The organism is Pseudomonas oryzihabitans, assembly GCF_014522265.1.
Classification (GTDB): domain Bacteria; phylum Pseudomonadota; class Gammaproteobacteria; order Pseudomonadales; family Pseudomonadaceae; genus Chryseomonas; species Chryseomonas aestiva.
Genome location: NZ_CP017024.1, coordinates 3,697,265 through 3,717,845, shown reverse-complemented (window position 1 = coordinate 3,717,845; position 20,581 = coordinate 3,697,265). Strand labels below are relative to the sequence as shown.

Below are 20,581 nucleotides of genomic sequence, written 5' to 3'. Positions count from 1 at the left end.
AGAGCCAAACGAGGCGAAAAGACCGGAGGAAGCGGAATTTACGGGTGGTAAATGAGCATTCCGACGGGCTTTTCAACGCGGTTTGGCCGACGCGCAGCAGACTTTGAGCAAGCTTTCAAAAAGGTGCATCGCCCTGGATGGTCGTGCGATACAGCTTGCGCCGCAGATAATTGGGGCAGCCGGCCGCCAGGTGCAGCAGCGAGCGGTTGTCCCAGAACACCAGGTCGTGGGGTTGCCATTGGTGGCGATAGAGGTGCTCGGGCTTGACGCTGTGGGCATGCAGCTCGGCCAGCAGCTCGCGACTCTCGTCTTCCGGCAGGCCGACGATGTGGGTGGTGAAGCCCTCGCTGACGAACAGCGCCTTGCGGCCGTTTTCCGGATGGGTGCGCACCACCGGATGCACCACCGCCTTGACCTCGGCCAGTTGCGCGGCGGTCAGGGTCGGCCGCCAGTTACCCTCGAACTTGGGTTTGGCGTAGGTGGCGGTGTAGGAATGCTCGGCCTGGAGACCTTCTACCTGGCGCTTCAGCGCCGCCGGCAGGGTGTCGTAGGCCAGGTGCATGTTGGCGAAGAGGGTATCGCCGCCCTCCTCCGGCAACTCCTGGGCATGCAGCATGGACCCCAGGCTCGGCAGCTCCTTGTAGGAGAGGTCCGAGTGCCAGAACTTGCCGGCATCGCCCAGGCCGATCGGCTGGCCGTCCTCGACGATGTTGGAGACTATGAGGATCTCCGGGTGGCCGGCCAGGTGGAATTGCTTGAGGACATGGATCTGCAATTCGCCGAAGCGGCGGCTGAAGGCAATCTGCTCCGCGGGGGTGATGCGCTGGTCGCGGAACACCACCACATGGTGGTCCAGGTGGGCGCGATGGACACGGGCGAAGTCTTCGGCATTGAGCGGCTGGGCCAGATCGATGCCGAGGATCTCGGCCCCCAGGTTGCCGAAGGGACGGATCTCGAAAGTCTCGCCGGCGGCCGGACGGGGGGATGCGAGGGTCATGGGAGTGTTCTCCTTGGTGGTCCAGCTCAGCTGCCGGGACGCTCGTGGGCTTCGGGGAAGAAGTAGTCCTGCCAGGCGGCAGCCTGGTGTTTCAGCACGCCCAGCTCATGCAGCTTCTGGGCGTAGACGAAGGTGCGCTGGGGCTCGACGGTGAAATCGATCTCCGGGTCCTCGACGATGCGCTGCACCAGGGCCAGCGGCAGCTTGGAATGCTCGACGCGGATATAGGCCTCGGCGGCCGCGGCCTTGTTGGCGCGGATGAAGGCGGCGGCCTCCACCAGGGCGTCATAGAAGGCGCGATAAGTCTTGGGATTCTCGTCGTGGAATTTCTCGGTGGTGTAGAGCACGTTGAAGGTGCCCGGTCCGCCGAGGACGTCGTAGCTGCTGAGGATGCGATGGACTCGGGGATTCTCCAGCGCCTGGTACTGGAACGGCGGGCTGGAGAAATGGGTGGTGATCTCCGCGCCGCCCGCCATCAGGGCGGCGCTGGCATCGGGGTGCGGCAGACTCACGCTGATGGCGTCGAATTTCTTGAACTGGGCGTCGCCGAAGACCTTGGCCGTCTCGATCTGCAGGGTGCGCGACTGGAAGCCCACGCCCGCCGCCGGCACGGCGATGCGGTCCTGGTCGGTCAGGTCGCTGATCGACCTGACCTCGGCGCGATTGCTCAACAGGTAGTTGGGCATGGCGCCCAGGGCGGCGATGGCCTTGACGTTCTGCCGGCCGCGGGTGCGATCCCAGACGGTCAGCATCGGCGGTACCCCGGCGGAGACCACGTCCAGCGCGCCGGCCAGCAGCGCCTCGTTCATGGCGGTGGCGCCGGAGATGCTGTTCCAGTCCACCTGGATGTCCAGCCCGGCGGCCTTGCCGTGCTTTTCGATCAGCTGCTGATCGCGTACCACGTCGAGGATCAGATAGCCGATGCCGAATTGCTGGGCGATGCTGATCCTGCCCTCGGCGGCGGCATTGCCCGCGAAACCCAGGGCACCCACCACCGCGGCGATAACCGCCAATCCCTTCCCTACCCTGCTCATCATCCCGCTCCGTGCCGACTGGCTACCCGAAAGCGTTATAGGCTAATGAGCTGTTATAACTTTTGGTAAAGACGGAATTTGACTAACCATATGCACGGAGATGCAGGACCGGGTGAATTCGACCGCTGGAAAGGTCCTAGCCTTCAAGCAGCTGTCGCAGGCGCCGCACGGCGCTGGCCGGCGTAGTAAGCACCGAGCCGCCCCAGGCGGCTTCGCTGGCCGATTGCGCGGCGGTCATGGAAAACTGTGCGAAACAGAGCACGTCATAGTCGCCGCGTAGCCGCTCTGCAGCCGCCGCGATAAGGGCGTCGTGGCGGGCCTGGTCTCCCGCATGCAGGGCTTCCAGCGCGCCTTCGCAAAGGATTGGTGAGATATCTACCGTCTGGCCGCGGCGGCTTGCTTCGACCTCGAAGTCGCTGACGATGGCCGCGCCCGCCGGGCCGAAGGTGGTCAGGGCGGCGATGCGACCGCCCCTGGCCAGGGCCTCCTGCACCATGGCCTCGTTGGGCTTGAGGATCGGTCGCTGATAGCGGCGCTGGCAGGCTTCGATGGCGCTGGAAAAGGCCGAGCAGGTAAAGAGCACGGCGTCGGCCTGGGCGCGAAAGGCATGCTCGGCCAGGTCCTGAATGCGCTGGTCCAGCGCTGGCGTACTGCCGCCAGCGGCGCTGGCGTCTTTCGACAGCGAATCGTCCCAGAGATCGAAGCGCAGCGCCTGGGGCCAATCCTGGGCGAAGGCCGCGTTGATGGGCTCGATGGCGATGCGGGTGGCGTGAATCAGAAAGATGCGTTTGGCGGCGGTCATGGTGATAGCGCTCCAGGAAGGGCCGCCTGAACGGCGACGGGTAGCTGGCGGAAGCGCCTAGCGGACGTCGAGGATGATCACGCCGTCGGCGTCGGCGTAGAGCTGATCGCCGCTGCGGATCGTCTGCCCGGCGAAGGTCACCGGCTCGCCGACCTGGCCTTCGTTACGCTTGACCGACTTGCGCGGCGAGACGCCCAGCGCCTTGATGGCCAACGGCAACCCGGTCAGCACCGCCTTGTCGCGAACCTGACCATAGATGAGCGCACCGGCCCAGCCGTTCTTCACCAGGTCCTCGGCAATGATGTCGCCGAGCAGCGCGCAGCGGTCGCTGCCACCGCCATCGACCACCAGCACGCGCCCCTCGCCCGGCTGCTGGCTGAGTTCCTTGATACGCGAGTTGTCCTCGAAGCACCTGACCGTCAGCGCCGGTCCGGCGAAATCGGTGCGGCCGCCCAGGTCCTGGAAGATCGGCTGCAGGACCCGCGCCTGGTCACCATGCGCGTCGCAGAGGTCGGTGGTCTTGAAGGTCATGGTGGTGCTCCTTGATGGTCGAAAGATCGGTCAGGCCGTTACCGTTCGCCGTGCCAGCAACTGGCCGGTCACGACCACGATGAAGACGCCGAGGACGCCGGCGGCATAGGGGACCCAGTGCATGTCACCGGTACCGAGCCACCCCTGCAGGAGTTCATCGCTGGCAATCAGCTTGCCGGCGATCCAGCCGAGCAGTGCCGCGCCGGCCACCACCAGCCAGCGAAACCTTTCCATGAGCTTCAGGATGAGCTGGCTGCCGAAGATGATGATGGGGATGCTGATGAGCACCCCGGTGACGGCCAGGCCCAGATGGCCTTGAGCCGCGCCGGCCACGGCGATGACGTTATCCAGACTCATCACCACATCGGCCACCATGATGATCCAGATCGCCTGGCCCAGGGTGGTACCGGCCTTGACGTCGGCCTCGTCGTCTTCGGGCACCAGCAGCTTGATGCCGATCCACAGCAGCAGCACGCCGCCCACCACCTTGAGCAGCGGCCAGCCCAGCACGTAGCTGGCGACGAACAGCAGCAGGATGCGCAGGATGACGGCCCCGGCCACGCCACCCAGGATGGCCTTGCGACGTTGCGCGTCCGGCAGGCGCCGACAGGCCAGGGCGATGACCACGGCGTTATCGCCGCCAAGCAGGATATCGATGATGACGATCTGGAGCAGACTGGTCAGGAAGACCGGATCGGACAGGGCGGTAAGCAAGGTGGACCTCGTCTATTTGGGGGCTGACGTCCCTTGGGCAGCAGCGGCCCGCAATGATTTCAGGTCATTAATATTGTCTTTTATATCAATACAGAACAATATTTGCCAAGCCTGAAATCCAGCGTTCGCGGACCGAGAACGCTGCGTTGGCCAGATACCAATTTCTGGGTGATGCCGGCTCTCCTAGCATTCCCCTACCTCTCTACCTTCTCGCAATTGGACCGGATAGCCCATGAAGTTTGCCCTGGATTCCGCCTATACCGGCCAGCTCACCCTCGGTGACCGGCAGTACGCCTATGCCGATCTCAAGCGCCTGTTCGACGCCGACGCCCTGGCCCGCCTGCCCTATTCCCTGCGCCTGCTGGTGGAAAACGTCGCCCGCTGCTTTCCCGAGGCGCTACCGCCGGTGCTGGCCCGGGCCCGCGGTGAAGGCCCGCCATGCGAGGCGCCCTTCCTGCCCAACCGCCTGATGTTCCATGACACCACCTGCCTGCCCGCCCTGGCCGACTTCGCCGGCATGCGCGACATGGTGGCCGAACTGGGCGGCGATCCGAGCCGGATGAATCCGCGCATCCCGGCGGTGCTGACCATCGATCACTCGGTGATCGTCGAGCGCTTCGCCGAGCCAGGTGCGGTGGAAGCCAATCTGGACATCGACTATCGCCGCAACACCGAGCGCTACCAGTTCATCAAGTGGGCACAGAAGAGCCTGGACAACTTCAAGGTGGTGCCACCAGGCACCGGCATCATCCACCAGGTCAACATGGAGTCCTTGGGCACCGTGGTCTGGGAGAGCGAGACCAGTGACGGCCAGCCGCTGCTGCACCCGGATGGCATGGTCGCCACCGACAGCCATACACCGATGATCAATGCCATCGGCATCCTGGGTTGGGGCGTCGGCGGTCTGGAAGGCCAGGCGGCCATGCTGGGCGAACCGGTACCGATCAGCTTTCCCGAGGTCATCGGTATCCGCGTGACCAACGCGCTGCGTCCGGGAGTGACTGCCACCGACCTTTCCTTGAAAGTCACCCAGTTGCTGCGTCAGCGCGGCGTGGTGGGCAAGTTCGTCGAATTCTGCGGGCCGGGGCTGTCGGGCCTGAGCTGGGCCGCCCGCGGCACCCTGGCCAACATGGCGCCGGAATACGGCGCGACCGTGGTGTTCTTTCCGTTCGATGCCGTCACCATGGAATATCTGGCGCTCACCGGCCGCAGCCCCGAGCTGCGCGAGCGGGTAGCCGCCTACCTGGAGGCCCAAACGTTATGGCGCCACGACGGAGATCCCGAACCGGTTTTCACCGAGGTCATTCATCTGGACCTCGCCAGCATAGAGCCCAGCGTGGCTGGCCCGCACCAGCCGCACCAGTGGCAGCCACTGGCTGAAGCCGCCAACTCCTTTCGCGCCGAGCTCCGCGCCGAACCGGCTGCGGCACTGATCGCCCGCTCCAGCCAAGCCGCAGCGGATTACTTCGAGCCGAGTTTTGGCCAGCCATTGACCCACGGCGCCATCTCCATCGCCGCCATCACCAGTTGCACCAACACTGCCAATCCGAGCCAGATGATCCAGGCCGGGCTGCTGGCGCGACGAGCACGGATGCGCGGCCTGACCCGCAAGCCCTGGGTGAAGACCTCGCTCTCACCCGGCTCCCGGGTGGTGGCCGATTATCTGGGTGAAGCCGATCTGCTGAGCGACTTCGCCGCGCTCGGCTTCGAGCTGGCCGGCTTCGGCTGCATGACCTGCATCGGCAACTCGGGCACCTTCGAAGCCCATGTAGAGGCCTTCGCCGACCAGGGCCTGAAGACGGTGGTGGTACTTTCGGGCAATCGCAATTTCGAAGGCCGGGTCAATCCCAAGGCGCAGTTCGGCTACCTGGCCTCGCCGGCTCTGGTGGTCGCCTATGCCCTCGCCGGCAGCATCGACGTCGATCTCGAACAGGCCGCGCTGGGCCTGGACCAAACCGGGCAGCCGGTCTACCTGCGCGACCTGATGCCGGACGATGACGAAGTCCAGGCCCTGGTTCGCGCAACGGTGCGGCCCGAACTGTTCCGCCAGCGCAACGCCACCCTCTGGGACGGCAGCCACCATTGGCAGGCGTTGTCGGCCGAGGGCAGCGTGCGCTTTCCCTGGTCGCCAAGCTCGACCTATCTGCGCCGTCCGATCTATCTGCAGGGCATAACCCCGGAGCCGCCGGCGTCGCTGGCCGTGCGCGACGCCCGGGCGCTGATGGTGCTGGGCGACAACATCACCACCGACCACATCTCGCCCGCCAGTGCCATTCCCCTGGAGAGCCCGGCCGGTCGCTGGCTGGTGGACCATGGCGAGGCGCCGGAAGACCTCAATCAATACTCGACCCGGCGCAGCAATCACGAGGTGATGATGCGCGGTGCCTTCGTCAACCGCGCGGTGAAGAATCGCCTGCTGCCGGCGCATCCGGGCCAGGGCGGCTGGGCGCGAGCAGCCGACGGCGAGGTATTGCCGGTATACGACGCCGCCCTCAGCTGGGTCCGCCAAGGCACGCCGCTGGTGGTGTTCGCCGGCATCAACTATGGCGCCGGCTCCAGTCGCGACTGGGCGGCCAAGGCCCAGGCCACCCTGGGCGTCAGGCTGGTGGTGGCGCAGAGCTTCGAGCGGATCCACCGCAGCAACCTGATCGGCATGGGCATCTTTCCAGTGCGCTTCCCGGCCGGGCAAACCGCCGAGAGCCTGTGTCTGACCGGCGACGAGCGCCTGGACTTCGCTGGCCTGGATGAACTGCGGGTAGGGATCAATTCCATCACGCTGCAGATCATCCGTCCGGACGGCCGGAGTGACAGCGTGGCCCTCGAACTGCCGCTGGATTCCAGCCAGGAGCTGCTCTACCTGTGTCAGGGCGGCATCCTGCCCTATGTGATCCGCAAGAGCCTCGGCGAACAAGGGAGTTGAACCAGGGGCCTCGGTACACCGAGGCCCTAACCCTACAGCCACCTTGGACCGGTCATTCATCCCTAAATTGTATTTTGTGTATTTACAAGACAATTGGATTCGTCTTACCGTGCCTTACATGGCTCACGCCCGACAAGAACGACAACAGGAGAGCAATACATGAGCAAGCGCATCGCCTTCGTTACCGCCGGCATGGGCGGATTGGGAACCGCCGTCTGCCAACGCCTGGCTCGGGATGGCTTCACCGTCATCGCCGGCTGTGGCCCGGACTCGTCGCTCAAGACCGACTGGCTCGCACAGCAACGCAAGCTGGGCTTCGACTTCATCGCCGCCGAAGGCAACGTGGCCGACTGGGAATCCACCCGGGCGGCCTTCGCCAAGATTCGCGACGAGGTCGGCTCCGTCGATGTGCTGGTCAACAACGCCGGTACCGCCTGCAACGTGGTGTTCCGCGACATGCAACCGGGTGACTGGCAGACCGTCATCGATACCAATCTCAACTCGCTGTTCAACGTCACCCGGCAGGTGATCGACGGCATGACCTCCCGCGGCTGGGGCCGGATCATCAACATCTCGTCGGTCAACGCCCAGCTCGGTCAGGTCGGCCAGGTCAACTATTCCACCGCCAAGTCGGCGATCCGCGGCTTCACCCGGGCCCTGGCCCGTGAGCTGGCAGCCCGCGGCGTCACGGTCAATACCGTCTCGCCGGGTTACATCGCCACGCCACGGCTCAAGGCGCTCACCCGGACCGAGCAGATGGATCGCATCGTTCATGAAATTCCGATGCGCCGCCTGGGTACGCCGGAAGAGATCGCCTCCATGTGCTCCTGGCTGGCGTCGGACGAATCGGCCTTCGCCACCGGCGCGGACTTCTCCCTCAATGGCGGCCTTCACATGAGCTGATCGCTACTCCGCCACCGAACACAACGACAACCACAACAAAAGTTGTATTTTGGAATCAGGAGATACAGATGCTCTCTCTGCTCGGCTATGGAATGATCGTGACCTTCATGGCGCTGATCATGACCAAGCGGCTGCCGCCCTTGGTGGCCTTGACCATCATCCCCATCATCTTCGCCATCATCGGCGGCTTCGCGCCGGAGATGGGCCCGATGATGATCGATGGCCTGCGCAAGGTTGCGCCCACTGCCATCATGGTGATGTTCGCCATCCTCTATTTCGGCCTGATGTTCGATACCGGGCTGTTCGATCCCATCATTCGCACCTTCATCAAGCTGATCAAGGGCGATCCGGCCAAGGCGGTGCTCTTCGCCACCCTGCTGGCCGGCATGGTGTCCCTGGATGGCGACGGTTCCACCACCTACATGATCACCCTGACCGCCATGCTGCCGCTGTTCCGCCGTTTGCGGCTGAATCCGCTGATCCTGCCCTGCGTGGTCATCCTCGCTGCCAGTGTCACCAACCTGCTGCCCTGGAGCGGCCCCATGGCGCGGGTCGCCGCCGCACTGCAGGTGGAAACCAGCCAGCTGTTCATCCCGCTGATCCCGCCGATGATCGTCAGCTTCATCGGGGTACTGGCGTTGGCGTTCTGGCTGGGGCTGCAGGAGCGCCGACGCCTAGGCCTGCTGACGGCGCCGGGCGGTAATCCCCTACGCGCCACGGGTATGGATGAAGACATGGGTGATCTGCTCACCCTGAGCGATGAAAACGCCGAATTGCGCCGGCCCAAGCTGTTCTGGTTCAACGCCCTTCTGACCCTGGCGCTGATGACCTGCCTGGTGATCGAACTGCTGCCGCTGCCGATCCTGTTCATGGTCGCGTTCTGCATCGCCCTGACCATCAACTACCGGCAGATGGACGAACAGCGGCGGCGTATTTCGGCCCACGCACCCGCAGCCCTGACGCAGATCTCGATCTTCATCGCCGCCGGCATCTTCGCCGGCATCCTATCCGGGACCGGCATGGTCAAGGCGATGTCCGGCTCGCTGCTCTGGGCCCTGCCGGAAAGCTGGGGCAACTACCTGGCGCCCATCACCGCGCTGCTGAGCATCCCCGGTACCTTCTTCATGTCCAACGACGCCTTCTACTATGGCGTACTGCCGGTGCTGGCCCACGCGGCCGAGGCCTATGGCATCGGTGCGGCAGAGATCGGCAGGGCTTCGCTGATCGGGCAGCCCGTGCACCTGCTCAGTCCGCTGGTGGCCTCTACCTATCTGCTGGTAGGCCTGGCCGGGGTGGAGTTCAGCGACCACCAGAAATACACCATGAAATGGGCGTTCGCCCTGAGCTTTCTGCTCATGGCGGTCTCCATGGCCCTCGGCCTGTTCCCGCTCTACTCGGCCCGCTGACGGCCCCGGCGACGGTGTGTCCGGCGCCGTCGCCCGCTCCGGATGGCCGTGGTTATGGTAACGTCAGGGCGATCCGCCAGACCCGGCTGGCCAGCCTCTTCCGTACCTGCGCTCCGGTACCCGTCGTCCAGAAGACTCCCGATGAAAAAAGACCTCGCCGAACAACTCGCCCCGCGCATCATCGATCTTGCCCGTGCCCGCTCGATGAAAGCCGGTGATCCGTTGCGCGAAGAGGCCTTCGCCAAGGAACTGGGCGTTTCCCGCTCACCGGTGCGCCGCGGTTTTGCCCTTCTCGAAGAACTGGGCCTGGCGCGCAAGGAGCCCAATCGCGGCTTCTTCCTGACCCGTAATGCCAGCACCATCGAGCAGGCGGCCCTGCCCAGCGAGGACGATCCCTACGAGGAGCTCTATCTGCGGGTGGTGGACGACATGCTGCGGGGCGATATCCGCAGCAGCTTCTTCGAGGCCGAGTTGCTGCGCCGCTACCAGATTCCCCGCGGCCAGTTGCTCAAGGTGCTCAATCGCCTGGCCAGCGAGGCCATGATCGAGCGCCGCCCTGGCCAGGGGTGGGAGATCAATACCTTCCTGCATGACAGCGAAGCCCATATCCAGAGCTATCGCTTCCGCATGGCCATCGAGCCCTTCGCCCTGCGCGAGCCGGGCTACCGCATCGACAAGCGCGCCTTCGCCCAGGCGCGCCAGTGGCAGCAACGATTGCTGGACGGCGAGCTCTTCACCCTGTCCCGCGCGCAGCTGTTCGAGATCGGCTCCAGCTTCCACGAATTGCTGGTGCGCTGCTCGGGCAACGTCTTCCTGCTCGAAGCCATCCGCCGGCAGAATCAGTTGCGCCGCTTCATGGCCTATCGCTCCAACGTCGAACGCTCGCGGCAGATCGGCCAGAGCCAGGAACACCTGCACATCCTCGACCTGCTCGAAGGCGGCAGTCGTGAAGAGGCGGCGCTGTTCCTGCACCAGCATCTCGACGTGGTCAGCCGGCTCAAGGCCGCCCAAGATCGCCAGCTCGAAGCCGCCGAAGAAGATGCGGCAAAGCAGCCCGCCTGATCTACCCACCAGCCTGAACCCTCCACTTCCCCTGCCCGCCCGTCCTCCGCACGGGCGCTGAGCGCCCGCGTTCGCACGCGACGAATCGCACCGCTTTTTTTGTCCTGCGCCGTTGCATGAATTGTTTTTAGATGACATAAAGTACAAAGCGTTCTGGCCAGGCGTCTACCCTCGCCGACTTAGCCACCAGACCGACTTCCCCACAGAATCTACAAGGAGAAAACAATGCGTATTCTGGTCCTGCCCTGCGACGGTATCGGTCCCGAAATCATCCAGGCGTCCATGTCCGTGCTGGATGTCGCCAACGAAAAATTCGGCCTGGGATTGACCTTCGATTACGACGACGTCGGCTTCACCAGCCTGGAGAAGCACGGCGTTACCCTGCGCGACGAGACCCTGGAAAAGGCCAAGACCTACGATGGCGTGATCCTCGGCACCCAGTCCCATGCCGACTACCCGGCGCCCGAGAAAGGCGGTCGCAACGTCTCCGCTGGCTTTCGTATCGGCCTCGATCTCTATGCCAACGTGCGCCCGGCGCGCACCAGATCCTTCCTCGCCTCCAACATGAAGGAAGGCAAGAGCATGGACCTGGTGATCATGCGCGAGGCCACCGAGGGCTTCTATCCGGATCGCAACATGAGCCGCGGCTGGGGCGAGGTGATGCCCTCGCCGGACATGGCGCTGTCGACCCGCAAGATCACTCGCCACTGCAGCGAGCGCATCGCCCGCCAGGCCTTTGAACTGGCCATGAAACGGCGCCGCAAGGTCACCGCCATCCACAAGGCCAATAGCTTCCACATGACCGATGGCCTTTTCCTGGAATGCGTGCGCAACGTGGCCAAGGAATTCCCCGAGGTGCAGCTGGACGACCTGCTGGTGGACGCCTCCACCGCGCACCTGGTGCGCAACCCCGAGCGCTTCGACGTGCTGGTGGCCACCAATTTCTATGGCGACATCATCAGCGACCTGGCCAGCGAACTCTCCGGCAGCCTGGGCCTGGCCGGCTCGATCATGGCCAGCAACATCCACTGCTGCGCCCAGGCCCAGCACGGCTCGGCACCGGACATCGCCGGCCAGGACAAGGCCAACCCGGTGTCGATGATCCTGTCCATCGGCATGATGCTGCACTGGATGGGCGAGCACCGCGGCAACGCCAAGCTGCAGGAAGCGGCCGCGGCGATTGACCAGGCGGTGGACAAGGTACTGGAAGATCCGGCCAAGCGGACGGCCGACCTGGGCGGCAGCCTGGGCTGCGCCGCCTTCGGCCAGGCGGTGGCCCAGGTCCTGCGCGGCTAAGGCCATACCCGCGTCTCCCGGGGTGTGCGCGCCCCGGTCATCCCGGATAACAACAAGGAGAACCACCATGGCCACGCCGCTCCTGGGCTGCATCGCCGACGACTTCACCGGCGGTACCGACCTCGCCAGCACCCTGGTGGCCCAGGGCATGCGCACCGTTCAGGTACTGGGCGTGCCGGACCGTCCGCTGCCCAGCGACGCCGATGCCGTGGTGGTCGCCCTCAAGACCCGTACCCTGCCCGCTGCCGAAGCGGTCGCGCAGTCCCTGGCGGCCCTGGCCTATCTGCGCGAGCTGGGATGTCGGCAATTCTTCTTCAAGTATTGTTCCACCTTCGATTCCACCGCGGCCGGCAACATCGGACCGGGCGCCGATGCCCTGGCCGAGGCCCTCGGTGCGCGCCTGAGCATCGTCTGCCCCGCCTTCCCCGAAAACGGTCGAACCCTCTACCTCGGCCAGCTGTTCGTCGGCGACCAGCCCCTGGCCGAGTCGGGCATGCGCCACCATCCGCTGACACCCATGACCGACAGCAATCTGGTGCGGGTGCTGCAGGCGCAGACGTCCCATTCCGTGGGCCTGCTGCGCCTGCCCCAGGTGCGCCAGGGCAGCGCAGCCATTGCCACCGCCCTGGCCGACCTCCAGGCGCAGGGCGTCCGCCATGTCATCGTCGACGCCATCGACAACGCCGATCTGCATGCCATAGGCGCAGCCGTGGCGGATCATCCTCTCGTCACCGGCGGTTCCGGCGTGGCTCTGGGGCTGCCGGCCAACTTCCGTCGCCGGGGTCTGCTGGCCGCCCATGCCGAAGCGTCAGCCCTACCGGCTGCGCCCGGTCTGGCTGCCGTGCTGTCGGGCAGCTGTTCCACCGCGACCCGTGGCCAGGTGGCCCTCTGGCTAGAGCACCGGCCTGGCTTTCGCCTCGATCCGCTGGCCCTGGCCGCAGGCGAGGATCAGGTCGGCGCTGCCCTGGAGTGGGCCGCAGCGCGACTGCCTTCCGAGCCAGTACTCATCTATGGCAGCGCCGATCCCGCGGAGGTGCGCAAGGCCCAGGCCCAGCTGGGCGTGGAGCGCGCCGGCCAACTGGTGGAAGACGCCCTGGCCCGCATCGCCCAGGGCCTGCACGAAGGCGGTGTGACCCGGCTGGTAGTGGCTGGCGGCGAAACCTCGGGCGCAGTGGTCAAGGCGCTTGCCATTGACAGTCTGCGCATCGGTGCGCCCATCGCCCCGGGCGTACCCTGGACGCTGGGCAGCGGCGCCCGGGGGCCATCGCCCTGGCGCTCAAATCCGGCAATTTCGGCACGCCGGACTTCTTCGAACGGGCCCTGGCCGTCGCCCCCTGACCCTTGCAAGGATCGCCCATGAGCGGCTCTGCGCCACGCTACGATCTGGTCAGCCTGAACGTCTTCCGGGCGGTGGCCCAGGAGCGCAACGTCACCCGCGCCGCGCGGCTCTGCCATCTGGCCGTCTCCGCCGTGAGCAAGAGAATCAGCGAACTGGAAGACCAGGTCGGGGTGCCACTGTTCATCCGGCACGCCCGTGGCATGGGACTCACCCCGGCCGGCGAGACCATGCTGCACTATGTGGAGCGGGTGCATGGCGATCTGCGACTCATGCAGCTGGAGCTCAACGAGCACGGCAGCGGCGCCACCGGCCATATCCGCCTGCAAGCCATCACCTCGGCGCTGACCAACCACCTGACTCCCGATCTCGCCAGCTTCATGGGCCTCTATCCGCGGGTCGATTTCGACATCGAGGAGCGGGTGGGTGGCAGCATCGTCCAGGCGGTCGCGGAAGGCCGGGCGGACGTGGGCATCGTCGCGGCCGATACCGCCGCCCTGGACCTGGAGACCTTCGCCTATCGCCGCGAGCGACTGGTGGTGATCGCCGCTGCGGATCACCCCCTGGCCGGGCGTGACCGGGTAAGCTTCGCCGAGACCCTGGACCACGAATTCATCGGCCCCCACGTGGAAAGCTCGATGAACGCCCTGCTCTCGCGCCAGGCGGCGCTGCTCCAGCGCGGCATCCGTCAACGCGTGCGCATCAGCAGCTTCGAGGCCATGTGCCGGCTGGCGGCGATTCGCCTGGGCCTGTGCGTACTGCCCGAGTCCATCGTGCGGCCCTATCTCAAGCCGATGAAACTGGTGGCCCTGGAACTGGACGAAGCCTGGGCCAGTCGCGCCATCGTCGTAGTGGTGCGGCGCTATAGCGCGCTGTCACCGGTAGCCAAGGCCTTCGTCGGTCATCTGCGCCCCTGAACCCTGCAACCGGATCCCTGTACAACGCCATGTCGACTTCCCGCTTCGCCCCTCGCCCCTGGTGGCCCACCCCCTTCGTCGGCCTGCTCGGCGGCTGGCTCGCCAGCCTGGTGCACTGGCCGTTGCCGTGGATCACCGGCGCCCTGATCGCCGTAACCCTCTGCCGCTGCCTGGGCTGGCGCATCACTGCCATTCCCCACGGCCGCCCCGCGGGGCAATGGCTGATCGCCACGGCCATTGGGCTGCACTTCACCCCGGCGGTACTGACCGAGGTCGTCAGGCACCTGCCGCTGATGGCCTTGGCAGCGGTTGCCACGCTACTGCTGGCGCTGGTGGGTATCACCGCCGTGCAGCGCCTGGGCACGGAACGCAAGACCGCCTTCTTCGCCTTCATGCCAGCCAACTTCGCCGAGATGATCAATCTGGCCGAACGCCATGGCGCCAATGCGCCCAAGGTCGCCGCCGCCCATACCCTGCGGCTGGTGATCATCGTGCTGGTGGTGCCGCCCGCCATGCTCTGGGGCGTGCCGGGTATCGCCCAGGCCGCCCATGTCCCACCGCCGCCGGACTGGCGCTGGCTGGCACCGCTGCTGGCTGCTGGGCTGGTGGCGGCCCTGGCCTGGAAGCGCCGCGGCTGGCCCAATCCCTGGATGTTCGGCCCCCTGGCCCTGTGCTGCCTGGTCACCGCCTCCAGCGGCCTGGTCACCAGCCTGCCGCCGACGCTGAGCCACCTGGCCCAGATGCTCATCGGCGTCACCCTGGGGTGCCACTTCGACCGCGCCTTCTTTCGCCGCTCGCCGCGCTTTCTGCTGCTGGCAACCCTCTACACCCTGCTCTGCCTGGCCGCCACCTTCCTGATCGCCTGGCTGCTGGCCCAGGTATTCGCCCTGCCCTTCACCACCCTGGGCCTGGGCATGACACCGGGCAGCACCACCGAGATGTACCTGACGGCGGAGGCCCTGGGGCTGGGTGTGGGCACCGTTACCGCCATGCAGATTCTGCGTCTGGTGGTGGTGATGGCAGTGGCCGAGCCGCTGTATCGGCGCTGGTGCGCACGCTCGGTTGAGCCGGTGACCAGGGAATCGCCCTAGCGCCCGCTGCAACGTCGTAGCGCGGTCGGACGCGTGGCGAGCGGCAAGGAGAGGGGCTGCGGCCTTGCCCGCAGCCCGGCCCGGATGCTGTCAGCTGCCCAGTGCCGGTCCCACTCGTGCCTCGGACTGACCGCTGGCGGCCAGCTCGCGGGCGACGAAGCCGTTGCGGATCTGCTCGTCGAGAAAATCCCGGACGAAGGCCGCACCAGCGCTACGCCCCTTGGGCACGGCCATGGCCTGACGGATCTCGGTGAAGCTGTCGGCCAGCACCCGGTAGCCGGCGTGAGCCCGGGCATAGGCCTCCAGCGGTTGGCGCACGCCGGCGGCGGCGTCCAGGCCCTGGTCGACGAACCAGTCCACGGCGGCTGCCGAGGTCGGCGCCCGCACCAGCTCGGCCTGGGTCAGGGTACGGCTCAGGTAGAGGTCGTAGGCGGCGCCCTGCCCCACGGCGATACGGCGGCCAGCCCGGTCCAGCTCGGCGACGCCCTGAGCGGGATCGGCGTCCCGCAGCAGATAGGTGCCCTCGATGATGACGTAGGGATGGCTGAAGTCGATCTGCGCCGCCCGTACCGGTTCGATGGCCAGGAAGGCCAGGTCCCAGGCGTCGTCTTCGAGGGCGGCGAAGACCTTGCCGGCGGCGTCGTAGGTGCTGAACTGCACGGGCACGCCCAGACGCTCGGCCAGGGCGTGGGCCAGGGCCGCGGAGACCCCGGCCGGCTGGCCATCGGCGCCACGCTGCGCCAGCACCGGATTACCGTAGTTGATCGCCGTCCGTAGCGCGCCCTGGGGGGCGAGGTCCGCGAGTACCGCTGAGCTGGGGGTCATGGGAGAACTCCTTGGAGGTCAGGTGGTGGCCGCAGCGGCGCGGGTATCGTCGTCGCCACGGTCGAGACGGATCAGCAGGGTCATGATGAAGGCGATCGCCAGCAGCGCACTGAGAAACAGCAGGCCCGCCGAGGCGCTCTGGGTATTGCCCTTCACCATGCCGATCATGAAGGGTCCGACAAAGCCGCCCAGGTTGCCAATGGAATTGATCACGGCGATGGATACCGCGGCCGTGGAGCGGCTGAGAAACAGCGTCGGTAGCGCCCAGAACGGCGACTTGAAGCTGTACAGACCGGCCAGCGCCAGGCTGATCAAGCCGATCGCCAGGTAGGGATCGCGCACCAGTCCGGCCCCACCAGCGCCACCGCCGCGACCGCCAGCGGTAAGGCCGAGTGCAGACGCCGTTCGCCGTGGCGATCCGAACGTCGCGACCAGGCGATCATCACCAGGGTGGCGACGATGTAGGGAATGGTGGCGATCAGACCGATCTGGGTATGGCTGAGCGCGGAGGAGAAGCCCTTGATGATCTGCGGCATCCAGTAACCCACACCCAGGCTGCCGCACTGGTAGACGAAGTAGATGAAGGCCAGGTAGAGCACCTTGGGATTGCTCATGGCCTTGAGCGCGCCGAAATGCCTGACGTCCTTGCGCGCCTGGCGATCTCGCTCCAGCTCGGCGAGCAGCCAGACCTTTTCTTCATCTGCCAGCCAGCGTGCCTGTTCGGGCCGATCGGTGAGGTAGAGATAGCACAGCACTCCGAGGAACACCGCCGGGATGCCTTCGAGAAACAGCATCCAGCGCCAACCGCTCCAGCCCAACCAGTGGACGTTGTCCATGATCCAGGTCGAGAGCGGCGCGCCGATGACGTAGGACACCGGGATCGCCGCGGTGAAGAGTGCCACCGTGGTGGCCAGTTCGCGTGAGCGGAACCAGTAGGTCAGGTAGACGATGATTCCGGGAAAGAAACCCGCCTCGGCCACCCCCAGCAGAAAGCGCAGGATATAGAGGTGCATGGCGGTCTGGGCGAAGGCCGTGGCCGCGGCGATCACCCCCCAGGTGAGCAGGATGCGCGCGATCCACACCCGCGCGCCAAAGCGTTCGAGCAGGAGGTTGCTCGGCACCTCGAACAGGAAGTAGCCGATGAAGAAGATACCCGAGACGAAGCCGAACACTTCGCTGGACAGCGCCAGCTCGGCGTTCATCTGCAACGCCGCGTAGCCGATGTTGGCCCGATCCAGATAGGAGACGATGTAGAGCAGGAAGACGAAGGGGATGATGCGCCAGGTCACCTTGCGGATGATGGCCTGGTCCCGGCTCACGGGGGTGGTGTTCATGATGGCCTCACAGGGCCGCAACGGGGCGGCCGATCTTGTTGTTATGGGATGCGGCGACGATCTTCAGCGGCTGAAGATCAGGCACACCGGGCTGCCGCAGCGCACCGCCGTGCCGGTGGGTTCGAGGATTCCCCGGGTCTCGTCGACCAGGAAGGTGACGATGCTGTCGCTGTCTTCGTTGAGGGCGAACAGCTGGCGGCCATCCGGCGCCAGGGCGAAGGCGCGTGGCGTGCGGCCACCGCTCGCCAGGCTGCCGAGCGGCGTGGGCAGCCCGCTCCGGGGATCCAGCGTGAAGACCATCAGGCTGTCGTGACCGCGATTGGAGGTGTAGAGCAGACGCCCGCTGCGATCCAGTTCGATGGCCGCTGCCCGGCTATTGCCGGTGAAGCTGGCCGGCAGCGTCGAGTGGATGGCCAGGGGTTCGAGGACACCGGAACGGGCAGCGAAGGCATAGGTGGTGAGGGTCGAATCCAGCTCGTTGACCACATAGGCCCGCGGCAGGTGCGGATGGCAGACCAGATGCCGCGGCCCCGCGCCTTCGCGGGTCGCCACCTCGGCCACTGGCACCAGGCGTCCGTCGTGAAAGGCGAAGCTGAAGATCCGGTCCAACCCCTTGTCCGGCACCAGCACGAAGCGGCCACTGGGGTCGAAGGGATTGCAGTGGGGCTTGGCATGGGGCTGTTCCTGGCGGTGCGGCCCGGGTTCGCCCTGCAGCTCCAGCAGCTGGACCAGCGGCTCCAACCGGCCATCCAGGGTCACCGGCAGTACCGCGAGACTGCGACCGAGGTGATTGCTCACCACCAGATGGCGATCGTCCGGCGCCAGCGCCAGGTGCACGGGATTGCGACCGCCGCTGGCTTGCCGGTTGAGCAGGGTTAGGCAACCGCTCTGGCGGTCGACGGCGAAGGCGCTGACCGCCTGTTCGTCGCCATGCACCGTATAGAGACGGTCACCCGCCCGATTGAGGGTCAGGTAGGACGGATTGATCAGGTCGCCGACCACCTGGACGAGTTCCAGCGCGCCTGCGGGCGTGACCCGGTAAACGCTGATCCCCTCCCGCGGGCCTGGCGGGCACGGGTGGTTCGGCTGCCGACATAGGCGTACATAGGGCTCTCCTGGCACCGGCTGGAAGGGTCCGACGTCCGCGCCACGGCGAACGTCCGACCTGCTTGCGCCACCTTAGGCAACCCGCTGCCCAGCGAAAATTGACCTTTGGCCAACGCAGCGTTCGCGCTTGGCGAACGCTCGCCAGGTGGCTGTTTCAGCGTTCGCTGTAGGGCACGCCGCCGCGCGCCTTGTCTTCCGGCTCGGCCTCGACGATCTGCACGATGACGCGGTCGGCAGCCACCCCGAAGCTATCCACCACCGCCTCGGTGATGCGCTTCATCAGCAACTTCTTCTGTTCGGCACTACGGCCCTTGACGGCGTGAACGATGATTTCCGGCATGGATGTCTCCTAGGACTGGGTACGGTGTTCCGCGGCGATCGGGCGCGTCTCACCCGTCTCTACCAGGGTGCGGGTGGCGTCGGCCGAGCCATAGATCCAGAGAATCTTCATGGGCTCGGTCGCCGAGGCATTGCGAAAGCGATGGGGTACTCCAGCGGGGATATAGGTGACGTCCTGGGGTGCGATGGTGAATTCCTGGCCATCGATATCGAAGATCGCCCGGCCCTCCACCAGCATCACGCTCTCTTCACAGTTGTGGAAATGGAAGGGAATCTGCGCTCCACCCTGGAATTCGGTGTAGCCGTTGATGAATGTGCGCGCGCCCAGGCCCGCGGTCACCAGCGGCGTGGTGGCGGCGCCACCGCCGCGGTCGTGCTTGGCGATGGCCTCGGGTTTGAGTAGCCAGGCAGCGGAATCGGTCTTGATCATGAAAGTCTCCTTGGGTCAGGCCTGAGCGCCCTGCCAGACGGTCTTGACGTTGGTGAATTCACGAATGCCCCACTCGCCCAGTTCGCGGCCATACCCGGACTGCTTGATACCGCCGAAGGGCACCCGTGGATCGGAAGCCACTAGCGCATTAATGAACACCGCGCCCGCTTCGAGGCGCCGGGCGAGCCGCTGGGCTTTCGCCAGATCACGGGTCCAGAGGGCAGCGCCCAGGCCGAATTCGCTGGCGTTGGCGACGCGGATCGCCTCGTCCTCGTCGGCGACCCGGATGATCGCGGCCACTGGCCCGAAGGTCTCCTCGCGGGCCACGGTCATCTCCGGGGTCACCTGGTCGAGCACGGTGGGTGGATAGAAGAAGCCCGGCCCTGGAAGGGGCGTACCGCCCAGTACCAGGCGTGCACCTTCGGCAAGACTGAGCGTCACCTGGCGCTGCAGATCCTCGCGCAGACCGGCGCGGGCCAGCGGACCGATCTGGGTGGCACGCTCAAGCGGATCGCCCAGCCGCAGGCTGGCGGCAGCGGTGGCGAAGGCCTCGGTGAAGGCATCGGCCACTGCCTCGGCGACGATGAAGCGCTTGGCGGAAATGCAGCTCTGACCGGCGTTGCCAAAGCGCGCCTTGACCGCGGTCTGCGCGGCCAGGGCCACGTCGGCATCGGCCAGTACGATGAAGGGGTCCGAGCCGCCCAGTTCCAGCACCTGCTTCTTCATCAGTGCGCCGGCCTGGCTGGCCACCTGCTGGCCGACCGCGGTGGAGCCGGTCAAGGTGACGGCGGCGATGCGCGGATCGGCCAGCACTCCGGCCACTTCCCCCGCTTCGATCAGCAGCGTTGCCACCAAGCCAGTGGGCAGGTCGGCCTCGGCGAACGCCTGCTCCAACGCCAGGGCGCAGCCCGGCACGTTGCTGGCGTGCTTGAGGATGGCGCCATTGCCGGCGGCCAGCGCCGGTGCGGCGAAGCGGACGAACTGCCAGAACGGATAGTTCCAGGGCATCACCGCGAGCACCACGCCCAGCGGATCGTAGACCACCCGGCTATCGGCGGCAGCGCTGGCCACAGGAGTATCGGCGAGAAAGCCAGGTGCCTGCTCGGCGTAGAACTCGCAGGTGAGCGCGGATTTCTCGATCTCCGCCTCGGCTTCCAGCAGCGGCTTGCCCATCTCGCTGACGATGAGTCGCGCATAGGTGTCGCGCCCGGCGCGCAGGACGGCGGCCAGGCGCACCAGGGCCGCGCAGCGCTCCGCCAGGGGACGCTCAGCCCAGCACCGCTGCGCAGCAGCGGCCTGGGCCAGGCGCGCTTCGACCTGGGCCGGCGTGTGGGTGTAGTAGGTCGCGATGGCAGCCCCGGTGGCGGGGTTGATGACTTCGATCATGAACGAACTCCATATGTTTTTTATTATAACGAAAGACAATCGTTGCGACGACTTTGGACAGTGCAGCCATTGCCTTCAGGAAATCCAACCAGAGGAGACGGCTACAAAATCATCACTCGGTACTTTGTAATTACGTTATACCAAAGGGGTA

General features: G+C 65.9%; 19 protein-coding genes and 1 pseudogene. 8 read left to right on the top strand and 12 right to left on the bottom strand.

Annotated features, from left to right (window positions below; genetic code table 11):
* Positions 1-115: 115 nt before the first annotated feature.
* From BGI51_RS17255 to BGI51_RS17235, 5 genes are all read right to left on the bottom strand, one after another.
* Positions 116-997: a TauD/TfdA dioxygenase family protein gene (locus tag BGI51_RS17255; RefSeq protein ID WP_187979123.1), complete on the bottom strand. Its 882-nt coding sequence runs from the start codon at positions 995-997 to the stop codon at positions 116-118.
* Between the two features lie 26 nt (positions 998-1,023).
* Positions 1,024-2,031, bottom strand: coding sequence for an ABC transporter substrate-binding protein (locus tag BGI51_RS17250; protein ID WP_252977110.1), 1,008 nt, complete (start codon positions 2,029-2,031; stop codon positions 1,024-1,026).
* Positions 2,032-2,167: 136 nt separating this feature from the next.
* Complete coding sequence (locus tag BGI51_RS17245; protein ID WP_187979121.1) at positions 2,168-2,833, bottom strand: aspartate/glutamate racemase family protein; 666 nt, start codon at positions 2,831-2,833, stop codon at positions 2,168-2,170.
* 57 nt (positions 2,834-2,890) lie between these two features.
* Complete coding sequence (gene rraA, locus BGI51_RS17240) at positions 2,891-3,364, bottom strand: ribonuclease E activity regulator RraA (RefSeq protein WP_187979120.1); 474 nt, start codon at positions 3,362-3,364, stop codon at positions 2,891-2,893.
* 30 nt (positions 3,365-3,394) lie between these two features.
* A complete protein-coding gene (locus BGI51_RS17235) occupies positions 3,395-4,078 on the bottom strand; it encodes a TerC family protein (protein ID WP_187979119.1) in 684 nt (227 codons plus the stop codon).
* A gap of 232 nt (positions 4,079-4,310) precedes the next feature.
* Between BGI51_RS17235 and acnA the strand changes: the two genes are divergently transcribed.
* The 8 genes and pseudogenes from acnA to BGI51_RS17195 all read left to right on the top strand — a co-directional run bounded on the left by acnA (position 4,311) and on the right by BGI51_RS17195 (position 15,009).
* Positions 4,311-6,998: an aconitate hydratase AcnA gene (gene acnA, locus BGI51_RS17230; RefSeq protein ID WP_187979118.1), complete on the top strand. Its 2,688-nt coding sequence runs from the start codon at positions 4,311-4,313 to the stop codon at positions 6,996-6,998.
* 159 nt (positions 6,999-7,157) lie between these two features.
* Positions 7,158-7,901 (top strand): acetoacetyl-CoA reductase, encoded by a 744-nt coding sequence (gene phbB, locus BGI51_RS17225; RefSeq protein ID WP_187979117.1) that lies wholly within the window; start codon positions 7,158-7,160, stop codon positions 7,899-7,901.
* 68 nt (positions 7,902-7,969) lie between these two features.
* Entirely contained in the window at positions 7,970-9,307 is a 1,338-nt protein-coding gene (locus BGI51_RS17220; RefSeq protein ID WP_187979116.1) for a CitMHS family transporter, read from the top strand.
* Between the two features lie 141 nt (positions 9,308-9,448).
* Positions 9,449-10,369 (top strand): GntR family transcriptional regulator, encoded by a 921-nt coding sequence (locus tag BGI51_RS17215; protein WP_183630291.1) that lies wholly within the window; start codon positions 9,449-9,451, stop codon positions 10,367-10,369.
* Positions 10,370-10,594: 225 nt separating this feature from the next.
* Positions 10,595-11,665: an isocitrate/isopropylmalate dehydrogenase family protein gene (locus BGI51_RS17210; protein ID WP_187979115.1), complete on the top strand. Its 1,071-nt coding sequence runs from the start codon at positions 10,595-10,597 to the stop codon at positions 11,663-11,665.
* Between the two features lie 67 nt (positions 11,666-11,732).
* Positions 11,733-13,003, top strand: a pseudogene (otnK, locus tag BGI51_RS17205) (3-oxo-tetronate kinase).
* Between the two features lie 18 nt (positions 13,004-13,021).
* Positions 13,022-13,918: a LysR family transcriptional regulator gene (locus tag BGI51_RS17200; RefSeq protein ID WP_187979114.1), complete on the top strand. Its 897-nt coding sequence runs from the start codon at positions 13,022-13,024 to the stop codon at positions 13,916-13,918.
* A gap of 29 nt (positions 13,919-13,947) precedes the next feature.
* The gene (locus tag BGI51_RS17195) at positions 13,948-15,009 is read left to right on the top strand and encodes an AbrB family transcriptional regulator (protein WP_187979113.1); all 1,062 of its coding nucleotides are present in this window, start codon (positions 13,948-13,950) and stop codon (positions 15,007-15,009) included.
* Between the two features lie 90 nt (positions 15,010-15,099).
* Here the strand turns inward: BGI51_RS17195 and BGI51_RS17190 are convergent, their stop codons facing one another.
* The 7 genes from BGI51_RS17190 to BGI51_RS17165 all read right to left on the bottom strand — a co-directional run bounded on the left by BGI51_RS17190 (position 15,100) and on the right by BGI51_RS17165 (position 20,430).
* The gene (locus BGI51_RS17190) at positions 15,100-15,834 is read right to left on the bottom strand and encodes an ABC transporter substrate-binding protein (RefSeq protein WP_187979112.1); all 735 of its coding nucleotides are present in this window, start codon (positions 15,832-15,834) and stop codon (positions 15,100-15,102) included.
* A gap of 18 nt (positions 15,835-15,852) precedes the next feature.
* On the bottom strand, positions 15,853-16,176 hold the full coding sequence (locus BGI51_RS23570) for a hypothetical protein (protein WP_252977109.1): 324 nt from the start codon (positions 16,174-16,176) through the stop codon (positions 15,853-15,855).
* Positions 16,146-17,168, bottom strand: a complete 1,023-nt coding sequence (locus BGI51_RS17185; protein WP_252977108.1) for an MFS transporter — start codon at positions 17,166-17,168, stop codon at positions 16,146-16,148. The genes BGI51_RS23570 and BGI51_RS17185 overlap by 31 nt, the downstream gene beginning before the upstream one ends.
* Before the next feature lie 63 nt (positions 17,169-17,231).
* Positions 17,232-18,170 (bottom strand): lactonase family protein, encoded by a 939-nt coding sequence (locus tag BGI51_RS17180; RefSeq protein ID WP_252977107.1) that lies wholly within the window; start codon positions 18,168-18,170, stop codon positions 17,232-17,234.
* Positions 18,171-18,429: 259 nt separating this feature from the next.
* Positions 18,430-18,615 (bottom strand): tautomerase family protein, encoded by a 186-nt coding sequence (locus tag BGI51_RS17175; protein ID WP_064309049.1) that lies wholly within the window; start codon positions 18,613-18,615, stop codon positions 18,430-18,432.
* 9 nt (positions 18,616-18,624) lie between these two features.
* Entirely contained in the window at positions 18,625-19,044 is a 420-nt protein-coding gene (locus tag BGI51_RS17170) for a cupin domain-containing protein (protein ID WP_187979111.1), read from the bottom strand.
* A gap of 15 nt (positions 19,045-19,059) precedes the next feature.
* Positions 19,060-20,430, bottom strand: coding sequence for an NAD-dependent succinate-semialdehyde dehydrogenase (locus BGI51_RS17165; RefSeq protein WP_187979110.1), 1,371 nt, complete (start codon positions 20,428-20,430; stop codon positions 19,060-19,062).
* Positions 20,431-20,581 lie beyond the last annotated feature (151 nt).

Coding starts and splice junctions, on each gene's coding strand:
- BGI51_RS17255 (WP_187979123.1), bottom strand. CDS start 997: ATGACCCTCGCATCCCCCCGTCCGGCCGCCGGCGAGACTTTCGAGATC.
- BGI51_RS17250 (WP_252977110.1), bottom strand. CDS start 2,031: ATGAGCAGGGTAGGGAAGGGATTGGCGGTTATCGCCGCGGTGGTGGGT.
- BGI51_RS17245 (WP_187979121.1), bottom strand. CDS start 2,833: ATGACCGCCGCCAAACGCATCTTTCTGATTCACGCCACCCGCATCGCC.
- rraA (WP_187979120.1), bottom strand. CDS start 3,364: ATGACCTTCAAGACCACCGACCTCTGCGACGCGCATGGTGACCAGGCG.
- acnA (WP_187979118.1), top strand. CDS start 4,311: ATGAAGTTTGCCCTGGATTCCGCCTATACCGGCCAGCTCACCCTCGGT.
- phbB (WP_187979117.1), top strand. CDS start 7,158: ATGAGCAAGCGCATCGCCTTCGTTACCGCCGGCATGGGCGGATTGGGA.
- BGI51_RS17220 (WP_187979116.1), top strand. CDS start 7,970: ATGCTCTCTCTGCTCGGCTATGGAATGATCGTGACCTTCATGGCGCTG.
- BGI51_RS17215 (WP_183630291.1), top strand. CDS start 9,449: ATGAAAAAAGACCTCGCCGAACAACTCGCCCCGCGCATCATCGATCTT.
- BGI51_RS17210 (WP_187979115.1), top strand. CDS start 10,595: ATGCGTATTCTGGTCCTGCCCTGCGACGGTATCGGTCCCGAAATCATC.
- BGI51_RS17200 (WP_187979114.1), top strand. CDS start 13,022: ATGAGCGGCTCTGCGCCACGCTACGATCTGGTCAGCCTGAACGTCTTC.
- BGI51_RS17195 (WP_187979113.1), top strand. CDS start 13,948: ATGTCGACTTCCCGCTTCGCCCCTCGCCCCTGGTGGCCCACCCCCTTC.
- BGI51_RS17190 (WP_187979112.1), bottom strand. CDS start 15,834: ATGACCCCCAGCTCAGCGGTACTCGCGGACCTCGCCCCCCAGGGCGCG.
- BGI51_RS17185 (WP_252977108.1), bottom strand. CDS start 17,168: ATGAACACCACCCCCGTGAGCCGGGACCAGGCCATCATCCGCAAGGTG.
- BGI51_RS17175 (WP_064309049.1), bottom strand. CDS start 18,615: ATGCCGGAAATCATCGTTCACGCCGTCAAGGGCCGTAGTGCCGAACAG.
- BGI51_RS17170 (WP_187979111.1), bottom strand. CDS start 19,044: ATGATCAAGACCGATTCCGCTGCCTGGCTACTCAAACCCGAGGCCATC.
- BGI51_RS17165 (WP_187979110.1), bottom strand. CDS start 20,430: ATGATCGAAGTCATCAACCCCGCCACCGGGGCTGCCATCGCGACCTAC.